We start from the raw sequence: 20,887 nt of genomic DNA, 5'->3' as shown, positions 1-20,887 counted from the left end.
CCATCACCTCTTTCTATATTTACGGTGCGCCAGAACAAAAGTTTCAGAAAGATCATTCAGCGAAGCACACCATGAGGCAAAATAGCATGAACGCCTTTGACGTCGTTGACGACTTGTGTGACATGCAAATCAACGGCGACACTTGATAAGGCTGTGGCTTCGGTGCGTGAAATGCCATAAAACTGTTCCACATACGACACCATTTCAGCCAAGGCGCCGGCCGCCGCTTCATTGAGATCTTCATGGAATCCGAACGTGATCCACCCAGCAGGCGTATATGCACGTGGCATGGATAACTGCATGTCTTTATGCAGAATCAAGGTGATGTCAACCAAGTCCATCGGACATTCGATTGCTGTACCGGAGCTTTCGCCGTCGCCTTGAAGCGCATGGCCGTCCCCAAGTGAAAGGAGAGCGCCTTCTATGGAAACCGGGAGAAACAGGCTGCTGCCGCGCACCAACTCTTTGCAATCGACATTGCCGCCGAAATAGGCAGGGGGTTTTGTCGGAAATATCCCCTCTTCTTTTGGGGCGACGCCAATAAGCCCAAGGAAAGGAGACAAGCCGACATTAAATTCCTGGCCGCCAAGTCTGCAGCTTCCAGTCATTCTTGCTGCATCCAGTTTCCAATCCACCTGCAGCCGTTCATTGTCGGTGATGCCCAGTTTATCGTTCTGCCAAGCCGGTATGCCGCCTGCCCAATTACGCCCATACCAGCCAGGCACCAACTGATTGATGCGGACTTCAAGCACCATTCCCGGTTTGGCACCGGCAACTGCAATAGGGCCGATGATGGGATGGGCACGTTTTTCTTCATTTTCACGTGAAGTGAAAATCGACCGATCTTCAGTTTCAGCTGCCGAATAACCCCATTCGATATCAATGGTCTTCAACTGGATAGAATCTCCTGAATTGACCGTGAGGATAGGTTTGTAGCTTTTATTAAATGAAGAATGAAAGTGATTGGAATCGAGCGGTATTTGATGGATCATCGGGTAGCCCCTTCCATAAGAACGAATTTTCTGTCTACGCAGTCATTATACCAATGTTTGCTTCCGTGCATCTAAACCGGCTATCGAATTTGCTGATATAGAGCCGACAAGGCTTCCGAATGAAAAAACGGCTAGAGCTTTAGGCTCTAGCCGCAGATGATGGAATACCTCAAAACCGATTCCATTCAGCCAAGACATCCCCGATCTGCCGGTTGTTGATGACCAGGTCCGCATAGGCATCAAGCGCTGTAGGTTCCTGGTTGACGATGACCAATTTTGCACCATGCTCTTTGGCGATGAGCGGGAACTGGTTGGCCGGGGTGACGGACAGCGAAGAACCGAGAACGATGAATAACTCTGCCCGGCTTGCTTCAGCAAATGCCATTTCAAATGGCGCTTCCGGCAGCATTTCCCCGAACAGCACAACGGACGGGCGCAAAATGCCACCACAACTGCAATGATATGACCCGTCCAGAAAATCTTCGCTGCTGTATGACATACCGCATGCTTGGCAATGGACTTTCTGGAGTGTGCCATGAAGTTCTGCAACCTTGTGGCTGCCTGCTTGTTGGTGAAACCCATCGACATTTTGAGTGATGATTGAATGGATGCGGCTCCGTTTTTCCCATTCGGCTAAAATCTGGTGGCCCGCATGCGGCTCATATTCTTTTACGCCAAGCACGCGTTTTCGGTAAAAATCGATGAATTCCTCGACATTATCATTCAATGCCTGGACGCTGGCCACTCGGCTTGGGTCTTTTTGTTGCCATAAACCCTGATTCGCTGAACGGAAGTCAGGCAGTCCGCTTTCTGTCGACATGCCGGCTCCGGTAAAGACCACGGTATGGGTTGATGTTTGTATCCAGTCTGAAATCATTTGACTCACTCCTTTGATAAAACCTCTTTCACTGTTTTGGCCAGGGTCGTGCATCTGCCTCGATGACCCCCAGTAATTTTCTTCGGCGCTCTCCAAGTTTTTCATATGCTTTTTTATAGTCCTTTTCCGGCAAGATAGGGATTCCTGCTTCTTGAAGAAACGGCAAGTCCGGCAAAGGCGGTACCTGTTTTGAAGGCCTGTAAAAAGACTTATTGAGCGTTTCCAGGTAATGCTGGATACTGGAACGCGATTCTTTCATCAAGAGACTGTTAGGATGATGTTGATCAGGTACAGCAAATTTCATGACGCTGAGTGCTTCATCGAAAACGGCGACCGCTGTAGGCATTGAGGGTTCGTTGCTGGCAGCATGATAATAATGCAGCACGGGATAAGCAATATGCTGTGAAGTCAACGAACTCAATTGTTCTGAATAGGTGTCCAACAACGAATCGATATTGTGGAAATCACTGCCATTCCATGCGTTTGCAACAAGCTCTTCGGGCGTCTCGCCGATGCCGTGGATGCTGGCAGCAAAAGACCGTTTCACAGTGACCGCACTTAAAATGGAGATCAAGTACGTGACACCAAATGTAATGAATAGCATGCCTGTACCCGTGGCCAGTACAGAGACGATTTGCCACATGCCTTCATTCGGACTGAAATCACCATTGCCCAATGTGAAAATCAAATAACCGGCATAATAAATGCGATCAAACCAGGAAATCGGGTCATTGCCGTGTGAAGGGGAAATAGATCCGTCCAATCCGGCGAAAACCAATGTCCAGCCGACCCACAGCATGCCGATCCACATTGCCAAAGTGGCACTTAAAATGAAAGGGCCTGCCAAACTCAAGGATTTTGAATGCCCAGCGGCTAATTTCCTGAAGGATTTCCAAATGAGTGAAGAAAACCAATCGGTAACCGGTCCTGCACCGCCATCAATCCATAAAGTGGTCCAAATAAAATCAACAATGCATACGATAATCAGCATAATTCCGATTACCAAATAAAGGATATCCAAAATAGTCCTCCTTTCAAAAATCATTCCTGAATAACTGGAATGCAAGTTTGTTTTTATGATAAGGCTTATGGTTGGAAATGTAAAAAAATCCACTTTCACCGAAGGCTTGTGCAAGGTCTCACAAGCAAAAATATGTTAAAATAAGAGAGGTAACCAGCAAGAAAGGACGTGCAGCAGATTGAGTAAATTTCGATCAGGTGCCTTGTCTAAAGCACCTTTTTTCGCATCAAAAAAACAAAAAACCTCTCTTGATATAGAAAATATCGTCATCTTGGGTGATTCTGTGGCTTATGGCTATGGCACAAAAGGCGGCATCACAAATTATTTGAAAGAAACCTTTCCGGCAAGCCACATCACCAATCTGGGCATCAATGGGCTGACAAGCAGCGGGCTGGTCCAGAAATTGCAAACAGGTTCCTGGCAAAAACCGCTTCAACAAGCAGATCTCGTGCTGCTGAATATCGGCGGCAACGACTTGCTTCGCGGATTCCGGGACGGCGGGGCGAAAGGATTGATTCGGCAGTTCGCCATATTAAAACGCACGTACCGCCAAAATCTGCTGGAAATCTATTCAATGCTTCGCAAAGCTAACGACGGAGTCATCATTGTCCAAAATAATCTGTACAACTCAATGAAAAAGGAAGTCCAGTATTTTGGCTTCACCAATCTGCTGTTCCGGATCTGGAACACGGCGATCGGTGAAAAAGGCGTCATCGTCTCCAAAACAAATGCAATGGGCAAAAATCCTGCCATTTGGCTGGATTCCATTCATCCGAATGAAGATGGCTATAAACTTATGCATGAATTGCTGCTGCAAACTTTATCCACGACCGGATTTTCAGTTCATCCGTCGAAAAAATAACACAGGATTTTCCTGTGTTTTTTATTTTGCCCAAAAGCATTGCTGGATTCTGTTGTCTTGAAGATAATAAAGGCAGCTATCAATTTAAAGAGAGGGAGGGGAAGAATGAATAACAACAAAAGATTTTATGCATTACTGGCAGTCCTTATGCTTCTGCTATTCGGCTGCAGCGAAGAAAACAAGAAAGTTGAGGAGGATGGGCAGTTGAAAAAAATTGAAGGATACTGGCAAGGGGCGATTCAAGTCCCCAACCATCCACTGCCGATTTCGGTGACGTTTGATTCGCAAAGCGGTGCGATTTCAATCCCCGTACAAGGAATAAGTGACTTCCCGCTGACGGCGATTGATTTTGCGGATCTAGATCTCCACTTCGAGATGAATGTACAAAACCAGCAGTTAGTCTTTGAAGGAGCATTCAATGGGGACACCATTTCGGGCTTATTTACTCAACAAGGGCAAACTTTTCCTTTTGAACTGTCAAAATCAACTGATGTTGCTGAACAAGAGCCTGGCACATTGGTTGAGATAGCAGTCGAAGGGGGCAGCATGACTGCGAGGGTTCTGACACCTGAGGGCGAAGGGCCGTTTCCGGTCATGCTGATGCTGTCGGGCTCCGGGCCAACAGATAAAAATGGCAATTCCATGGTTGTTCCAGGGAAAAACAATGGCTTGAAGATGGTGGCGGAAGAAATGGCACAGCAGGGAATTGCCACAATCCGTTATGACAAACGCGGAGTCGGCGACAATATCGGACTTCTCGTCAAAGAAGAAGATCTGCGGTTTGATGATTATATCGAAGATGCTTCTGCATGGATTGGCTATGCGAAATCTCAAGACATGTTCTCTTCGGTTGGAGTCATCGGCCACAGCGAAGGTTCGTTGATCGGGATGATCGCCGCCGAACGGCAACAGGCTGCATCGTTCATTTCTCTAGCGGGTGTTGGCCGTCCTGCCGATGAAATCCTGATGGAACAGTTAACAGCACAGTTGCCGGAAACCCTCCTGGATGAGGCGAAAACAATCATCAGTAAATTGAAAGACGGACAGACCGTGGCACAAGTCAGTCCGGAACTGGCGAGTATTTTTCGTCCATCTGTCCAGCCGTACCTGATCTCCTGGATGGCATATGACCCGCAGGCAGAAATGGCAAAGCTTGAAATGCCTGTGTTGGTTGCCGGCGGGACTACCGACCTGCAGGTGCCGGTCAGAGACGCAGAGCTGCTTTATGCGGCCAGTAAAGAAGGAGACCTGCTCATTGTCGACGACATGAACCACGTCCTGAAAAATGCCTCTTCCGACCCCGCGGAAAACATGGCAAGCTATGGCAGTCCTGATCTGCCACTGGCGGATGGCTTGATGGCAGGAATCGTTGAATTTATGAAGTGAACTTGAAGCGCCTTCCGTGATTCGGAAGGCGTTTTCTTTGTATTATATAGAAGTGAAAAGATTTTCTAGTAATTTTCAATAAAGATTGACTAGTTGGAATTAAAATACTAATATATATTATGTTCCAATTATAAAAAATAATCTTAATTTATTTTTTAATAATAAACCATCAATAGCAGCAGAAAGGGAGGGGCGACGGAGAAAGATATAAAAAAATTTTACAGATATCATCTTTTTTTATTATAACAAGAAAGCGTTTTCAAAAAAAGAATAGGGGTGCCCCAATGTTTACGTTTTTGATTTCCATCGTCATTCTGGTTGTGGCGTATTTTACATACGGTAAATTTATCGAAAAACTGTTCGATCCGATTGAAGCAAGAAAGACGCCTGCCCACGCTAATGCGGATGGTGTGGATTTTGTGCCGATGAACAAGCATAAAAACGCTCTTATCCAATTATTGAACATTGCCGGGACCGGCCCGATTTTCGGTCCGATCATGGGAGCGCTTTATGGCCCGGTAGCGTTCCTGTGGATCGTCATCGGTTCGATATTCGCGGGAGCTGTCCACGATTATTTGACGGGCATGATTTCCATCCGCAACAAAGGCGCGCATATCCCAGAGCTTGCCGGCAAGTTTCTCGGCGCTGCTTCACGCCATATCGTCAATGTCTTCGCCTTATTGCTGTTGCTGTTGGTCGGAACGGTGTTTGTCACCACACCGGCATCGCTCTTGTCGATTCTATTGGACGGCAAAGTAGCGGTCGGCATCATTATCGTTATTATTTTCATTTATTATTTCTTATCGACAATCCTGCCGATCGACAAGATTATCGGCCGATTTTATCCTTATTTCGGTGCGGTGCTGCTGGTCGGAACGCTAGGTGTCGGAATTGCGTTGTTGTTTTCTGAATACAAGATACCGGAACTCAACTTCACCAATATGCATCCAGGCGATCTGCCGATTTTCCCGATTCTGTTCTTCACGATTACATGCGGAGCACTTTCAGGATTCCATGCCACGCAGTCGCCGATCATTTCCCGGACCGTGGAAAAAGAATCCCAGGGCCGTTATATCTTTTACGGCATGATGATTGCAGAAGCGATCATCGCTATGATCTGGGCAGCTGCAGCCATGAGCATTTTCGATGGCCAGACATTGAGCGGGCTGATCAATTCAGGTACGCCGTCAGCGGTCGTCAATGAAGTGTCCATGACTCTTCTTGGAGCGGTAGGCGGTACAATCGCAGTTCTAGGCGCCATCGTTTTGCCGATTACATCAGGCGATACGGCATTCCGCGCAGCACGGTCTATTATCGCGGATTACATCAAAGTGGATCAAACAAAAATGGTGAAACGACTGGCCATTGCTATTCCGTTATTCATCATTTCCGCTGTACTGACGCAAATCGACTTTAACCTGCTGTGGCGTTATTTCTCCTGGGCCAACCAGGCGACAGCAGCGATTGCCTTGTGGATCGCTACCATGTACCTTTTCATCCAAGGGAAAAACTATCTGGTGTCCATGGCACCGGCCATCTTTATCACTTACATGGTCTTCGTCTATATACTCAACCAGAAAATCGGCTTTAATCTGGACCTGAACCTGTCCTTTATAGTCGGACTGGTCTTTACAGCGATTATCATCGTGATGTTTTACAGCAAGGCCAGAAAGAACCGGAAAGAAGATGTACAGACCGTCGTAACAGTCGAATAACCAAAAGCAGGCTATTGCAGCCTGCTTTTTTTCTTTAGAAATATGACCAATAATACAAGCAGCTGAAATATTTGTAATAAAAAACTCTTTCTTTCTCCTGAATTTTTGATAAAATAAGAACTTGAGGCGATTAGAAGCTTTCAGAGATAAAGCCGGTCGGTCTTAAAAGGGAGGAACAGTCAATTTCAAATAATTGGTTATGGTTGCCGGTATTGATTTTTTTGATGAACTGCATCCGCTATGTTGAAATATTGGCATATCGGAGTTTGGCTCTTTATCAGGTCATTTTGTTCTCATTGAATATTATGGGCATACTTTATTTGTCGTGGGTCATTTACAAAGGAAAACTTGAACGAAAAAAACCAGCCGGCAGACGTCATTATAAAATCTGACTGTCGGTATAAAAGAGAAACTACAATCAGTGGGGGTCTTCATCCCACTGACCGTGAAAGCAGGATAGAAAACGGCCAGCCCCTATGTAAATGGAGGCTGGCCGTTTTTCTCTTCCGGCGATTAAATAGGATAATGCTCGTCTTTCAACATGTCTTTCAATGCTTCTTTTTCCAAGTTGATTTCACTGATCGTCCGGACGCCTTGACGGCGGATCAGAGACAGAGGCGGACACCAGCCCTGCAGTGCATGCTGCAGCATGAAGACGCTGACGGCTCCTGTGAAATAAGCCCAGTTCTTATTGGCGGTGAGAGCGAGTAGGGAAGAAGAAAGTGCAAAAGACGCCATCGTGGCTTCCAGTACGCGTTCTGTGTCCCATTCCTGTTCCAGTTCAGAAATCCGCTGTTTGATTGCTTCAGGATCCTTGCGCTTGAATGTGTTGATGCGGGCTTCAGTTTCCCGCTCAATCTTTTCATTGATGTGGTCAGGTGTCGCTTTAGCGACTTTTGATTGAGTGGAAGGCAATGCTTCGATTTTTGCAGCCATTGTGGATTCCTCGCTTTCGGTGTTTATACTAGTATTCCGCATTGGGGCAACCATAAACCCTTTTTGGTGATTAACAAAGTTTCTTCCTTTCTGGTCAGCCGTCGAATGCTGCTGAAGGAGTGGGATGGATGATACAATAGCAGAACATGAATGGCTTTCACGAGAGCTATACGCAATTAGGAGGGGATTAGATGATTCGTGTATTGTTTGTGTGCTTGGGCAATATTTGCCGTTCGCCTATGGCTGAAGCCGTTTTTAAAAATCGGCTGGAGCGGTCGGGGCTGAGTGGGAAAGTGCAAGTGGATTCAGCGGGAACGGGCGATTGGCATATCGGCAGAAGACCACATCCGGGAACACTGAAAATCCTGGAAGCTAACGGCATTTCCGCTACAGGTTTGAAAGGGCGCCAATTGCAAACGGACGATTTTGACGGTTTTGACTATATCGTCGGGATGGACCAAACGAATATTGAAGACATCCGCTCAATGCTGGGCCAGCCCGACCATCCGAAAATTCTGCGCTTCCTGGATTTGACCGATCACTTAAAAGATGTACCAGACCCTTATTTTACGGGAGATTTTGAAGAGACATTTAGGCTCGTCAGTGACGGCTGTGATGCGCTATTGGAGAAAATCAAACAAGATCATTCGATTTCATAAAACAGTAAAAAGCGGTAGGAGATTGATTCCTCGCCGCTTTTGTATGGAATTTAAGATTCGAATGCGGCCCAGACTTCCGGCAGCAACTCTGCCAATTCGTGAGCGAGCAGCGTGTGCGGAGAGCGGGTTTTAATCCATTCATCCGCACAGGCTCCGTGCATGTGGACGGCGTTCAATACGGCATGTTTCCAGTCATTGTGGCAGCATAACATGCCAAGCATTATGCCTGCCAATGTGTCGCCGGTACCCCCTTTGGCTAATGAACTGTTGCCGGTGGGATTTATCCAAATCTCGCCATCCGGAAAAGCCGTCACCGTGTGTTGGCCTTTCAAGACGATGGCGACCCCTAATCTTTCTGCCCATTCTGCAGCATAATTGGCCCGGTGTTTTTGAAGTTCTGCGACTGCCACTCCTGTGATGCGGGAAAATTCAGCTGGATGCGGCGTTAGGATGACCGGTGCCTGGCGCTCAGCGTAAGTGCGTCTGCTCAACGCGCCGGCATCGACAATCAGTGGCATCGAGCTCTCGAGCAACACACTCAATGCGTCTTCAGTCATGCGATCCGGTTCCGTGCCGGGACCGATTGCCGCTGCCCGGTAAGCATCAACTGAAGCCATCTGTTCGGCAATTCGCTGCATGCCATTCTGCACATAGGTCGCTTCAGGCAGCCGGGGGACGATCATTGCCATTGCTTCCGCTTCTGTCGCAATGACCAGCTTGCCCACGCCGCTCCGCATCGCACCAAGTCCTGCAAGAAGTGCAGCGCCCGGCATTTCTTTTGTGCCGGCAATCAATAACGCGGTGCCGAAGCTGCCTTTGTGGCTGTTGGGGTCTCTTTCGGGAAGTGTTGCTTTTACTTGTTCTTTTGTCCATTGCGATGGAGTTTCTTTCTGTGGGGACATAGTTGTGCACCTCCAGTTTTAATAGATGAGGCTCTTGTTGATTACTTTACGCAACATATTTTTGAAATGCAAAATTGAGCTGTGAAACTTTACAGGAATTCCATTTAAATTGTTGTGCTAAATCATTGTTGCGGAGCGGCGTATTGCGAAATTCTCTAGCTAGGCGCATACTTAATAGCGCAATAAGCGAATAGGAGATTGAGGATATGACACAAAACTTACAGGCTCGACAGCCGATGAATCCATTGAATGACCCATGGGAGGCTTACCTCGATATTGCACAGCACGGTAAGCCCACACTATCAAGCATTGAATTCACCACTACCTATCTATGCAATATGCGCTGTGAACATTGCGCCGTTGGCTATATGTTAGAGCATAAGGATCCCGATGCTTTGCCAATTGAGTTGCTGTTGGCGCGGCTGGATGAAATTCCGCATTTGCGGACCATCAGCTTAACTGGCGGAGAACCGATGTTTTCAAAGAAATCCGTGGAACGTTACGTGCTGCCTTTGCTGAAGTATGCCCACAAACGCGGCGTTCGGACGCAGATGAACTCAAATCTGACGATGCCGCTTGACCGTTATATGCTGATCGCCCCTTATTTGGATGTGCTGCATATCTCACATAATTGGGGGACAGTAGATGATTTTGTCGATGGCGGTTTTGCCCACATGGAACGCAAGCCGACTCGTGAGCGCCGTGCAGAGCAGTTTCAACGCATGATCGACAACAGCCGGGCATTGGCTGAAGCCGGAGTAATGGTATCTGCAGAAACCATGCTCAACAAACGGACTTTGCCTCATTTGGCATCTATCCACAAACAAATCGTTGAAGAAATGAAATGCGCAAGACATGAAATTCACCCAATGTACCCCAGTGATTTCGCTTCAAATTTGGAGGTGCTGTCACTAGAGGAAACCAGGACGGCCATTCATGAATTGCTGGATACCCGGGATGAGAATACCTGGATGCTGTTCGGTACATTGCCCTTTTATCCGTGCAGCGACAATACGGAGCAATTGGCTTTATTAGAACGCATCCGAAGCAGCAAAAACGTCTCAGTGCGCAATGATCCGGACGGCCGCTCCCGCCTGAATGTCAACATCTTTACAGGGGAGGTCATCGTCACAGATTTCGGGGACACCCCGCCGATGGGCAACATCCAGACCGATTCACTCCCGGCGATGCTCGACAGCTGGCTTGATCGTCCTTTAGCCCGTTCGATCGCCTGCCATTGTCCAGCAGTCAAATGTCTCGGACCGAACCTGTTAGTGAAAAACGCTTACTATCCAGAGGTGGATTTTACCAAAAAAGCTTCCAAGCTTTAAAATGAATGGTAGAATATTCTTGTAATTCATAATAGCCAGAGACAATGAATTCAAAGGGGATGGATAAAGTGGCCGACAAACAACCGACTCGTTTAAATGAACGCATGTACGTGATCGATGGATTTGATTTGGGGTTGCCGGAACGCACCGGTACCTACGTTATTGATGAAGAGCACTTGACGCTTGTGGATACCGGGCCAAGCCCTTCAGTTAAACACGTCAAAAAAGGGCTGGCTGATTTAGGCTTCGCATTGGAAGACGTCAAATACATAATCGTCACCCACGTTCACCTGGACCATTCAGGAGGCGCTGGGCTATTGCTTCAGGATTGCCCGAACGCACAAGTGGTGGTGCATCCAAAAGGTGCACGGCACCTGTCAGACCCAAGCCGCCTGACTGCTGGCGCGCGGATGGTGTACGGAGAGCAGTTCGACCAATTGTTTGCTCCGATTGTCGCCATTCCAGAAGACCGGCTGCTCATCAAGACAGAAGGAGAGGGCCTTGAAATCGGTTCAGCGTGTACGCTTAAATTCTGGGATACCCCCGGACACGCCAATCACCATTTCAGCATCTACGATCCGGTCAGCAACGGAATTTTTGCTGGGGATACAGTGGGCATCCGCTACGAACAATTGGCAAGGGAGGGCATCGATCTTTATCTGCCGTCCACTTCGCCCAATCAATTCAATCCCGAAGCTATGCAAAATGCCATTGAACGGATGTCAGCCGCCAAACTGGATGCCATCTACTATGGCCACTTTAGCCAAACCGATCAACCCGAAGCTGCACTTCGCCAATCCGAAAGATGGCTGAAGGTATTTGTTGAAGAAGGCCAAGCCGCCTTTGCTGCGGGATTAGCGCCTGAAGAACTCGCTGAACGGTTGTTTAAGCGGGTTCAAGATTATTTAAGGACTCAAAAGGTAGCGGACGACCATGAAGTCTATCCGTATATCCGTTTGGATATGCAAGTCAGCTCCATGGGAATTTTGGATACATTAGCAAAACAGCAACGATGAACCTGTGCTTATGCACAGGTTTTTTTATGTTTGGAATGCTTCGGTTTAACAAAACAGCCGGTTAGAAACCGGTCCTGGGATTAAAGAAACCGAGAGCGGGTATCTTAAGAATAACAATGGCTAAAAGGAGTGGAGACAAATGGCACAAGACGATAGAAAAAATAAAGATGAAAAAGAACAAGAAAAAGAACAATTCACCGGAACCCCTGAACAGCAGTTTCCAGATCTTGAAGCTGAAGACAAACAGGACCGCCAGAAAGAACAGTACGAAGACACAGCCGAAACAGGCAAAAAAAAATCGGCTTCCAATGAATAAGTCTGTCATGCTACACAGATGAATAATTATTCATATCATAGAAAGACGCAGGGGAAAGATCTCTGCGTCTTTCTATGTATTCAAAATCTATTTATGAATAATTTATTCAATAGGGTCGAAAGATGAATATTTATTATTCGTAAAAGGCGGGATTGAATTGAATGAATTATTCAAAATGAAAAACCCCTTGAAGTGGAATATTTTTTCTTTTGGTCCTGTTTATTCATTTGCCTATTAAGGGTAAAGGGGAAATACGAACTGATTACGGATTAGCTGTTTTGTTCGCCGTAAAGAATTTTATAAAAATCAACTGGAACATATTTTGAGAGGTGGAGTTTGGGCTATGCAATTACTGACGGAGAAAACGGCTTTTATAACAGGAGCGGGAAAAGGAATTGGACGTGCAACGGCGCTGGCTTTGGCCAATGAAGGTGTCAACGTCGGTTTGATCGCCCGCACAGAAGCGGATTTAACGAAGTTGGCGGCGGAGATCAAGTCATTGCGAGGCCGTGTGGCTTATGCAGTGGCAGATGTTTCTGACCTTCAGCAAGTGGAAGCCGCCATTGAAAAGTTGACAGATGAACTTGGGACAGCCGATATATTGATCAATAATGCCGGCATCGGCAAATACGGCTCATTTTTGGAGTTGGAGCCGGAAGAATGGAAACGAGTCATCGATGTGAACTTGATGGGCATGTATTATGTCACTCGGACGGTACTGCCCCAATTGATAGAGAAGAACGGGGGAGACATCATCAACATTTCTTCCAGTTCAGGTTTGCGGGGGACAGCAGGTTCGAGCGCCTACAGTGCTTCGAAATTTGGTGTACTCGGCATGACAGAATCATTGTCTCAGGAAGTCCGCAAACATAATATCCGTGTCTTTGCTTTGACGCCGAGCCGTGTGGTGACGGATTTGACGTATAAAGAAGGAGAGACCGATGAGGAAAAAGAGAAATTCATGCATCCAGAGGATCTGGCGGAATATATGGTTGCGCAATTGAAGCTGCATCCTCGGATCTTTATTCCGACATCGAGCCAATGGGCGACTAATCCATTTTAATTCAAAAAAAACGAGCTGAGGGAATTTTCCCTCGGCTCGTTTTTAGTTATTGGAAAGGGTGGTGACGTAATCTTCAACTTCCTGGGAAGTGCTGAGCGCCAGGATGCGGTCTGTGTGCTGTGCCATTTCAGCTTTGGAAAGCTTGCTGATCTGGGAACGTGCTTTTAGAATCGAAGAAGCGCTCATTGAGAACTCATCCAAGCCTAAGCCGAGAAGAATCGGGATGGCGATTTCGTCTCCCGCCATTTCTCCGCACATGCCGGTCCATTTGCCTTCGCGGTGAGAAGCGTCGATGACCATTTTCACCAGGCGCAAGATAGCCGGGTTGAATGGCTGGTACAAATACGACACGCTTTCATTCATACGGTCTGCGGCCATGGTGTACTGGATCAAATCGTTGGTGCCGATCGAGAAGAAATCGACTTCTTTGGCGAACGTATCCGCCATGACAGCGGTTGATGGTATTTCAACCATGATGCCGACTTCGATTGACTCACTTACTTCAATGCCTTTAGCCTGAAGTTTCGCTTTTTCCTCTACTAACAAAGCTTTCGCTTCGCGGAATTCATCCAGCGTCGCGATCATCGGGAACATGATTTTCAAGTTGCCGTGGACGCTGGCACGAAGCAACGCACGCAGCTGCGTACGGAACATGTCCGGCATTTCCAAGCATAAACGAATGGCGCGCAAGCCAAGGAACGGGTTGAGTTCTTTTGGCAGATCCAAATACGACAGCTCTTTGTCGCCGCCGATATCCAATGTGCGGACAACGGTCGGTTTGCCTTCCATGCCTTTTAAAACAGCAGCATAGGCTTCGACTTGCTCGTCTTCAGTCGGAAACTGGTCGCGGCCCATATACAGGAATTCCGTGCGGTACAAGCCAATTGCTTCGCCGCCGTTATCAAGGACACCGGCAATGTCTTTCGGCGTTCCGATATTGGCGCCGATTTCAACGGCCTGGCCGTCAGAGGAAACCGTCGCTTCGTTCTTCATTTTGGCCCATTCGGTTTTTTGTTCGTCATAAGCCGCTTGCTTGTTTTGGTATTCTTCGATGACGCTGTCTTCCGGATCGATTAAAATCGTTCCATCCAATCCATCCACAATGACGGTCATGCCGTTCTGGATATCCGCCATGGCGGTTTTCGCTCCGACCACTGCCGGGATTTCCAGCGTCCGTGCCAGAATTGCCGAGTGGGAAGTGCGCCCGCCGATGTCCGTAATAAAACCTTTGACGAACTGGGCATTCAACTGAACGGTATCAGAAGGCGTCAAATCTTCCGCGATGATAATGACTTCATCGGAAATCATGCTCGGGCTTTGGATGGTGACACCCAAGAGGTGAGCCAACACCCGTTTTCTGACGTCGCGGATATCCGCAGCGCGTTCTTTCATGTAATCATTGTCCATCGCCTCAAACATGGAAATGAACATGTCTGTAGTTTCCTGCAATGCAAACTCTGCATTGACGTGGTCAGTGGTGATTCGTTCTGTAATCGGTCCGACCAGTTCAGGATCGCTCAAGACCAGCAAGTGGGCACCGAAAATCGCCGCTTCTTTATCGCTGATCGTTTCAGCCGTTTTCTTTTGGATCACTTCCAGTTCCGCAATGGATTTTTCCAATGCAGAAGTCATTCGTTCCAATTCGCTGTCGATATCCGAAACTGTCCGCTTATCAACATTCAATACCGGATTTTCCAAGCGAAAAGCTTTAGCGATGGCTATCCCATTCGATGCTGCAATTCCGGACATTGTTTTTGTCATGGGGTTGAAATCCCTTCAGACTGCATGACGGCTGCTGCTTTCTCAATGGCTTCGTTTTCGTCTTCTCCATCAGCTGCGATGGTGACTACTGAACCACTAGGAACGCCTAGCGACATAACACCCAAGATTGATTTAAGGTTCACTTTTTTACCTTTATGTTCGATTGTGATGTCTGATTTGAATTTTGATACGGCTCCAACCAATGCGGAAGCCGGACGTGCGTGCATACCTGCTTCATCTGTAATTGTGAATTGTTTTTCGACCATGATTGATTTCCTCCTTTTGTAAGTGCAATCGTTTTTTAGCATTCTTCTGACCGTTCATGCCGTTCATGACGGTTTTTGAGCGGATAACCATAAGAGAAGTACGTTTTTGATTGCTTATGAACGATTATGATTGATTGTGGAAGCGATTTCAAGTAGTATCTATTTAACAGAACTTTTACTCTATTAAAAAGAAGGTGATACCTTGCTGACCAACGAACGGCATGCCTACATTTTGCGGCTGTTGGATGAAAAACAGACCGTCAAAATCCAGGAGCTGGTGGAATCGACAGGTGCGTCAGAATCGACGATCCGAAGGGATTTGACGGATCTTGAACAGTCTCGAAAACTGGAACGCGTTTTCGGCGGAGCGATTCTGCCGGGTCAAAACCTGCTGGAACCCAGCATCAAAGACAAATCGACGCAATTCCTGGATGAAAAAATCAGGATTGCGGAATTTGCTTCTTCTTTTGTCCAGCAGGGAGACAGCGTTTTCCTGGATGCGGGTACCACGACCTTTCAACTGATTCCGTTTCTGAAAGACAAGGATCTGGTGGTCGTCACGAACGGGCTAACGCTTGTCGAAGCCCTGACCGACCAAGGCATCACCACTTACTTGACCGGCGGGTTGATGAAACCAAGAACCGGCGCCTTTGTCGGTTCCCATACCATCCAAGCTTTGCAGAACTACCGCTTCGACATCTGCTTTCTTGGAATCAATGGATTCCATGCGGATTACGGCTATACGACACCGGACCCCGAAGAAGCAGCTGTCAAGCAACTGGCCAGTTCCCTGGCCAAAAAAACCTATGCGCTCGCTGATCACTCCAAAGCCAATAAAATCAGTTTTGCCAAGATTATGGATTTGGACCGCGCCACTTTAATTGTAGATGAAATTTCCAAAGAAGCCAATGCTGGGCTTGAAAAAAAGACAACAGTAAAGGTTGTGGACCGATGATTTACACCTGTACCATTACACCATCCATTGACTACACAGTATATGTACCCGAATTCAGGAGCGGAAAACTGAACCGCTCTGACGAAGTCTACTATTACCCGGGAGGAAAAGGCATCAACGTGTCCCGCGTCTTAAAGCGCCTCGGCGTCTCCAATCAAGCACTCGGCTATGCCGGCGGCTTTACGGGGCATTATATAGAGGAGTTTCTGAAAAATGAAGGGGTCGATGCTGATTTTATCCAAACTTCGGAAATCACCCGCATCAACGTCAAAATCAAATCGGACGAGGAAACCGAACTGAACGGGCCTGGCCCTGAATTGAACGGCGATCAGCTGGATGCGTTAACTGAAAAAGTTCGTTTGATGGCAGAAGGCGACTGGTTCATTTTAGCCGGCAGCCTGCCCGGTTCCATTGATTCGGCTTATTTCCTGGAGCTCGCGAACATCTGTGCAGCCAATCAAGTGCATTTTGTACTCGACACTTCAGGGCCTGCATTGAAAAGCCTTCTGGCCGCTCCGGTCTTTCTGGTCAAACCTAATCAACAGGAGCTGGGCGAATTGTTCGATGTGAAAATCAGCACAGTGGCAGAAGCTTTCCGCTACGCCAAAAAACTGGTGGACCAAAATACGGACCATGTCATCGTATCCATGGGAGGCGAAGGGGCACTTATGGTAACCCAAGACGGTGCCTGGCTGGCCAAAGCGCCACGAGGACAAGTCGTCAACACCGTCGGTTCGGGTGATTCGCTGGTATCGGGGTTCATTGCTTCCTACACCGCACAACGCGATCCGCTGGAAGCTTTCCGATACGGAGTGGCAAGCGGCTCCGCCACCGCTTTCCGGTCCGATCTTTGCCGCTTTGAAGATGTTGAAAACCTGTTGGGCCAAGTTGAGATTTATCCATTCGAAGAAAAGGGTGTGACTCCATGAAAATTACGCAGCTGTTAACTGAAGAAACCATTATCCTGAACTTATCCGCTACAACCAAACAACAAGTGCTTGAAGAACTGGCTTCCCAACTGGAACGTGCCGGCAAATTAGCGGATAGAACCGCATTCATTTCAGCCATCCTGGAGCGCGAGAGCCAAAGCACAACGGGCATCGGCGACGGCATCGCCATTCCGCATGCCAAATCCGCTGCGGTCAAATCGCCGGCCATCGCGTTTGGCCGTTCGTCTGAAGGGCTGGACTTTGAATCGCTCGACGGCCAGCCAGCAAATCTGTTCTTCATGATCGCTGCCAGTGAAGGCGCCAATGATGACCATTTGGAAGCGCTGTCCCGTCTTGCAACTTTCCTGATGGATGACAAGTTCCGCACCAATATCCTGGCAGCCCAGTCCAAGCAGGAAGTGCTGGAAGTGATTTCCGCCAAAGAAGCTTCTCTGGAAGAACCGGAAGAAGCTGCAGAAAACATTCCCGCTGACAGCACACAGAAAAAAATCCTGGCCGTCACGGCATGTCCGACAGGGATCGCGCACACGTACATGGCTGCAGAAAAGCTCAACGAACGCGCCAAAGAGCTGGGCATCGCTTTGAAAGTGGAAACCAACGGATCGAGCGGCGTCAAAAACCGGTTGACTGATGAAGACATTGCAGGAGCGGACGCCATTATCGTTGCAGCTGACACCAAAGTGGAAATGAGCCGTTTCAACGGCAAGCCGGTGATTCAGACGGGGGTCGGCAAAGCCATCTATGAAACAGATACGTTGTTGAATCGGGCGGTGACAGGTGATGCACCTACTTATAAACACGACAAATCTAAAGACGAAGCGGATGCTGGGGAAACCAAAGGCGGCTTCTATAAACATTTGATGAACGGGGTATCGAATATGCTGCCGTTTGTTGTCGGAGGCGGTATCTTAATTGCCATCTCGTTTTTCTGGGGCATCAACGCGTCAAATCCTGACAGTCCTGAATACAATGAATTCGCGGCTATGCTGAATACCATCGGCGGCGGCAATGCTTTCTTCCTGATGGTTCCGGTACTTGCCGGATTTATCGCCATGAGCATCGCTGATCGTCCCGGATTTGCACCAGGTATGATTGGCGGATTGATTGCCATCACAGTTACGGGTGTTGAAGAAGCGAGCGGCGGTTCCGGATTCCTTGGCGGCTTGATCGCCGGATTCCTGGCCGGTTACGTAACGCTATTGGTCAAAAAAGTATTTGCCGGACTGCCGAACTCCTTAGAAGGCTTGAAACCGGTCCTGTTTTACCCGGTCTTTGCGATTGCCGTCACCGGCATCATCATGATGCTGGTCAATCCGCAGCTGACTAAAGTCTACACAGCGATTTCTTCGTTTCTGGAAAGCCTCGGCGGTACGAACCTGGTATTGGTGGGATTGCTGTTAGGCGGTATGATGGCCATTGATATGGGCGGTCCCATCAACAAAGCAGCTTATACATTCGGCATCGCGATGCTGGATGCACAAAACTTCAATTTCATGGCGACGGTCATGGCGGCTGGAATGGTTCCGCCGCTGGGCATGGCCATTGCTACAACTTTGTTCAAGAATAAATTCACCAAACCCGAACGTGAAGCCGGCAAAACGGCTTACGTGCTCGGTGCCTGCTTTATCACAGAAGGCGTCATTCCATTTGCCGCGGCCGATCCGGCACGTGTCATCCCGGCTTCAGTGGCCGGAGCGGCTGTCACGGGCGCTTTGGTTATGCTGTTTGACATCGGCCTACGCGCTCCGCATGGTGGAGTCTTCGTCATCGGCCTTGTCGACGGCGGCGTAGCCAGCATCTTGATGTATGTTCTTGCAATTCTGGCAGGTGCTGTTGTCACCGCGATTGTTGCCGGGGCATTGAAAAAACGCGTGGCCGTAGCCGCATAATGATTAACCGCTTCGGGATTTCTGTCCTGAAGCGGTTTTTTATTTGGTTGCCTGCCGCTCCGCAAAATAAATGCTTTAACGCTGTGATTTTGCGTATGATTCTCCTGCAAAATGGGTATTGAATAATACAATAACACCTACAGGGCGGAGCCGGTTGGCAAAATGGATTAGAAAGAGGTGAAAGGACACTGACAGGAGTCACCATATGCAGTGGATCATTTTCAGGGGGAATGACTGTTTTGGCGCATGATCATCCAGGAAAGATTTCATCGGCAGGCATGCTGCTTGCCGACAAGACACAAGAAACTATACGAAAGGAACGTTAAGTGGAAGGAGCGGCTAAGAATGAAAACCGCAAGAGATACGGATTTTTTTCGCCAATTCAATGAGGCATTCTTTCAAGGTGACCGGGAATTCATTGAATCAAGTATTACGGAAGACGTAGTATGGACCATCGTCGGGTCCGAACCGATCAGAGGCAAGCAAGCGTTTCTTGATGTGGCTTTCGGCGTAGAAGAGGGTTATACCAATATGGACTGTACGACGGAACTTTCTTTGACCAACGGCAGGGAAGCGGCGCTAAAAGGGAAAATGATCAAGAAAGGCGACGGGGATAAACCGAAAATGTATGCATTTTGTGACTTTTACGTATTGGGTGACGAAGAAGATGGAAAAATAAAGGATATGACCACTTTCGTTATCGAATTGAAGGAATAAAGAAACGGAAACCCCCCTCTGGTGTGAGACAGAGGGGGGTTCTTTGGGGAAAAGACAACAGCGAAATGGCGTTCATAGCTATAAATGTAATTACTTACATAAGGCTAAGCAAAAAAAGTTCAAAATATGTAAACAATGAAAAAGAAAGCGAATTAGAAAAATCATTGCTGCAATAAATGTAAATGAATAAAGATAGGATGACTGAACCTTTGGCATTTCCAGCAGTATCTCTCGAAACAACTATGGGGCAATACTTGGGTACCATCTGAAGAAGGGGTAAAAGGGGCGATACAGTTTGCTGGCTCGTCTTTTCTGATGAACGTAGGCTGAGTTTATGGTAAAATGGAGAAATATCAACTATGACTAGAGGGTGACTAAATATGACCACCGTATGTTTGGTTCGGCACGGGGAAACGGACTGGAATGCACAAGGGAAGATTCAAGGGACGTCCGATATTCCATTGAATAAAGCAGGTGCACGCCAAGCTGCGCAATGCGGGGCGTATTTAACTGGTGCCGATTGGGATTTGATCATCACGAGTCCGCTGCAGCGCGCCCGGCGTACTGCTGAAATCATCAATGAAACCCTGGGGTTGCCGCTGATTGAAATGGAACAGTTTGCGGAAAAACATTTTGGGGACGCTGAAGGAATGACCTATGAAGAACGTGCGCTGACATTTCCAAACCGGTTTTACCCGAACCAGGAAGACAATGAGCTTTTCGCAGAACGGCTCGCTGCAGGATTGAAGATTATCAACGATCGCTTTCCTGAACAGCGTGTGCTGCTGGTTTCCCATGGAGGCGTCATCAATTCCATACTCGGTGAATTGTCGAACGGTGAAATCGGCTCCGGGAAAACCCGGTTGTTGAATGCTTGCCTTAGCCATATCCATTTCGACCAACACAATTGGATCATCCAAAATTACAATCAGGTAAGCCATCTTCAACACTCGCTGAGCAGCAGTTAAGCCGGCAGCCTTTAAAAAAGCAGCAAGACGATTTTTCGTCTTGCTGCTTTTTATTTTTTCGCTGTATTTTTTTCTTTGTCCATGCGGTAGACGTATACAGCCATCGCTCCCATGAATAAGGCTGAATTGAACCAGAAGACGATATCGCCCAGCATGCCGTCAAAAATCAAAGCATTTGCTGAAGTGATCAATTGCATGGCGATGATGAATAAAATCAAAATGGTTGGTGTCTTCATTTCTTCACTCCGTTCCTTTCCTTATTATAAAGCTGCTGGTGATTATTTCAAGCAGGCACATTAAACCCA

21 protein-coding genes are annotated in these 20,887 nt (G+C 47.7%); 13 read left to right on the top strand and 8 right to left on the bottom strand.

Going from position 1 to position 20,887, the window contains the following annotated elements; genetic code table 11:
• Nucleotides 1-56 precede the first annotated feature (56 nt).
• The 3 genes from IRE19_RS08345 to IRE19_RS08335 all read right to left on the bottom strand — a co-directional run bounded on the left by IRE19_RS08345 (nucleotide 57) and on the right by IRE19_RS08335 (nucleotide 2,890).
• A complete protein-coding gene (locus tag IRE19_RS08345; protein WP_203339993.1) occupies nucleotides 57-992 on the bottom strand; it encodes an acetamidase/formamidase family protein in 936 nt (311 codons plus the stop codon).
• A gap of 169 nt (nucleotides 993-1,161) precedes the next feature.
• Complete coding sequence (locus IRE19_RS08340) at nucleotides 1,162-1,869, bottom strand: NAD-dependent deacylase (RefSeq protein ID WP_203339992.1); 708 nt, start codon at nucleotides 1,867-1,869, stop codon at nucleotides 1,162-1,164.
• Nucleotides 1,870-1,897: 28 nt separating this feature from the next.
• Entirely contained in the window at nucleotides 1,898-2,890 is a 993-nt protein-coding gene (locus IRE19_RS08335) for a potassium channel family protein (RefSeq protein ID WP_238943128.1), read from the bottom strand.
• Nucleotides 2,891-3,068: 178 nt separating this feature from the next.
• Between IRE19_RS08335 and IRE19_RS08330 the strand changes: the two genes are divergently transcribed.
• From IRE19_RS08330 to IRE19_RS08320, 3 genes are all read left to right on the top strand, one after another.
• Nucleotides 3,069-3,752 (top strand): SGNH/GDSL hydrolase family protein, encoded by a 684-nt coding sequence (locus IRE19_RS08330; RefSeq protein ID WP_203339990.1) that lies wholly within the window; start codon nucleotides 3,069-3,071, stop codon nucleotides 3,750-3,752.
• 105 nt (nucleotides 3,753-3,857) lie between these two features.
• A complete protein-coding gene (locus tag IRE19_RS08325) occupies nucleotides 3,858-5,138 on the top strand; it encodes an alpha/beta hydrolase (protein ID WP_238943127.1) in 1,281 nt (426 codons plus the stop codon).
• Between the two features lie 284 nt (nucleotides 5,139-5,422).
• The gene (locus tag IRE19_RS08320; RefSeq protein ID WP_203339989.1) at nucleotides 5,423-6,853 is read left to right on the top strand and encodes a carbon starvation CstA family protein; all 1,431 of its coding nucleotides are present in this window, start codon (nucleotides 5,423-5,425) and stop codon (nucleotides 6,851-6,853) included.
• A 513-nt stretch (nucleotides 6,854-7,366) separates the two neighbouring features.
• Here the strand turns inward: IRE19_RS08320 and IRE19_RS08315 are convergent.
• Nucleotides 7,367-7,789, bottom strand: coding sequence for a YgaP-like transmembrane domain (locus tag IRE19_RS08315; protein WP_203339988.1), 423 nt, complete (start codon nucleotides 7,787-7,789; stop codon nucleotides 7,367-7,369).
• 191 nt (nucleotides 7,790-7,980) lie between these two features.
• On the opposite strand from IRE19_RS08315, the gene IRE19_RS08310 reads away from it, so the two are divergent.
• The gene (locus tag IRE19_RS08310; protein WP_203339987.1) at nucleotides 7,981-8,448 is read left to right on the top strand and encodes a low molecular weight protein-tyrosine-phosphatase; all 468 of its coding nucleotides are present in this window, start codon (nucleotides 7,981-7,983) and stop codon (nucleotides 8,446-8,448) included.
• Nucleotides 8,449-8,498: 50 nt separating this feature from the next.
• Here IRE19_RS08310 and IRE19_RS08305 read toward each other — a convergent pair whose 3' ends face one another.
• Nucleotides 8,499-9,350 (bottom strand): NAD(P)H-hydrate dehydratase, encoded by an 852-nt coding sequence (locus IRE19_RS08305; RefSeq protein WP_203339986.1) that lies wholly within the window; start codon nucleotides 9,348-9,350, stop codon nucleotides 8,499-8,501.
• A 206-nt stretch (nucleotides 9,351-9,556) separates the two neighbouring features.
• Here IRE19_RS08305 and yfkAB point away from each other — a divergent pair, with 206 nt between their 5' ends.
• The 4 genes from yfkAB (at nucleotide 9,557) to IRE19_RS08285 (ending at nucleotide 13,076) form a co-directional block, all read left to right on the top strand.
• The gene (gene yfkAB / locus IRE19_RS08300; protein ID WP_203339985.1) at nucleotides 9,557-10,681 is read left to right on the top strand and encodes a radical SAM/CxCxxxxC motif protein YfkAB; all 1,125 of its coding nucleotides are present in this window, start codon (nucleotides 9,557-9,559) and stop codon (nucleotides 10,679-10,681) included.
• Nucleotides 10,682-10,749: 68 nt separating this feature from the next.
• On the top strand, nucleotides 10,750-11,697 hold the full coding sequence (locus IRE19_RS08295; protein WP_203339984.1) for an MBL fold metallo-hydrolase: 948 nt from the start codon (nucleotides 10,750-10,752) through the stop codon (nucleotides 11,695-11,697).
• Between the two features lie 139 nt (nucleotides 11,698-11,836).
• The gene (locus IRE19_RS08290; protein ID WP_203339983.1) at nucleotides 11,837-12,013 is read left to right on the top strand and encodes a hypothetical protein; all 177 of its coding nucleotides are present in this window, start codon (nucleotides 11,837-11,839) and stop codon (nucleotides 12,011-12,013) included.
• Nucleotides 12,014-12,356: 343 nt separating this feature from the next.
• A complete protein-coding gene (locus tag IRE19_RS08285) occupies nucleotides 12,357-13,076 on the top strand; it encodes a 3-ketoacyl-ACP reductase (protein WP_203339982.1) in 720 nt (239 codons plus the stop codon).
• Nucleotides 13,077-13,118: 42 nt separating this feature from the next.
• Here the strand turns inward: IRE19_RS08285 and ptsP are convergent, their stop codons facing one another.
• Both ptsP and IRE19_RS08275 read right to left on the bottom strand, forming a co-directional pair.
• The gene (gene ptsP / locus IRE19_RS08280) at nucleotides 13,119-14,837 is read right to left on the bottom strand and encodes a phosphoenolpyruvate--protein phosphotransferase (RefSeq protein WP_203339981.1); all 1,719 of its coding nucleotides are present in this window, start codon (nucleotides 14,835-14,837) and stop codon (nucleotides 13,119-13,121) included.
• Nucleotides 14,834-15,103 (bottom strand): phosphocarrier protein HPr, encoded by a 270-nt coding sequence (locus tag IRE19_RS08275; RefSeq protein WP_191715669.1) that lies wholly within the window; start codon nucleotides 15,101-15,103, stop codon nucleotides 14,834-14,836. The genes ptsP and IRE19_RS08275 overlap by 4 nt, the downstream gene beginning before the upstream one ends.
• Nucleotides 15,104-15,305: 202 nt before the next feature.
• Here IRE19_RS08275 and IRE19_RS08270 point away from each other — a divergent pair, with 202 nt between their 5' ends.
• The 5 genes from IRE19_RS08270 (at nucleotide 15,306) to IRE19_RS08250 (ending at nucleotide 20,582) form a co-directional block, all read left to right on the top strand.
• Nucleotides 15,306-16,058, top strand: a complete 753-nt coding sequence (locus tag IRE19_RS08270; RefSeq protein ID WP_203339980.1) for a DeoR/GlpR family DNA-binding transcription regulator — start codon at nucleotides 15,306-15,308, stop codon at nucleotides 16,056-16,058.
• Complete coding sequence (gene pfkB, locus IRE19_RS08265) at nucleotides 16,055-16,987, top strand: 1-phosphofructokinase (protein WP_191715671.1); 933 nt, start codon at nucleotides 16,055-16,057, stop codon at nucleotides 16,985-16,987. Before IRE19_RS08270 ends, pfkB begins: the two co-directional genes overlap by 4 nt.
• A complete protein-coding gene (locus IRE19_RS08260) occupies nucleotides 16,984-18,897 on the top strand; it encodes a PTS fructose transporter subunit IIABC (protein WP_203339979.1) in 1,914 nt (637 codons plus the stop codon). The genes pfkB and IRE19_RS08260 overlap by 4 nt, the downstream gene beginning before the upstream one ends.
• A gap of 345 nt (nucleotides 18,898-19,242) precedes the next feature.
• Nucleotides 19,243-19,614 carry a nuclear transport factor 2 family protein gene (locus IRE19_RS08255; protein ID WP_203339978.1) on the top strand — a complete coding sequence of 124 codons (372 nt, stop codon included), beginning with the start codon at nucleotides 19,243-19,245 and terminating at the stop codon, nucleotides 19,612-19,614.
• Between the two features lie 380 nt (nucleotides 19,615-19,994).
• Nucleotides 19,995-20,582, top strand: coding sequence for a histidine phosphatase family protein (locus IRE19_RS08250; protein ID WP_203339977.1), 588 nt, complete (start codon nucleotides 19,995-19,997; stop codon nucleotides 20,580-20,582).
• 50 nt (nucleotides 20,583-20,632) lie between these two features.
• Here the strand turns inward: IRE19_RS08250 and IRE19_RS08245 are convergent, their stop codons facing one another.
• Nucleotides 20,633-20,818, bottom strand: a complete 186-nt coding sequence (locus IRE19_RS08245) for a hypothetical protein (protein WP_191715675.1) — start codon at nucleotides 20,816-20,818, stop codon at nucleotides 20,633-20,635.
• Nucleotides 20,819-20,887: the final 69 nt, after the last annotated feature.

Origin of the sequence: Planococcus beijingensis, from assembly GCF_016820615.1 — a bacterium.
In the GTDB taxonomy this organism is placed as follows: Bacteria; Bacillota; Bacilli; order Bacillales_A; family Planococcaceae; genus Planococcus; species Planococcus notacanthi.
This window is presented reverse-complemented; position numbering and strand designations above follow the sequence as displayed.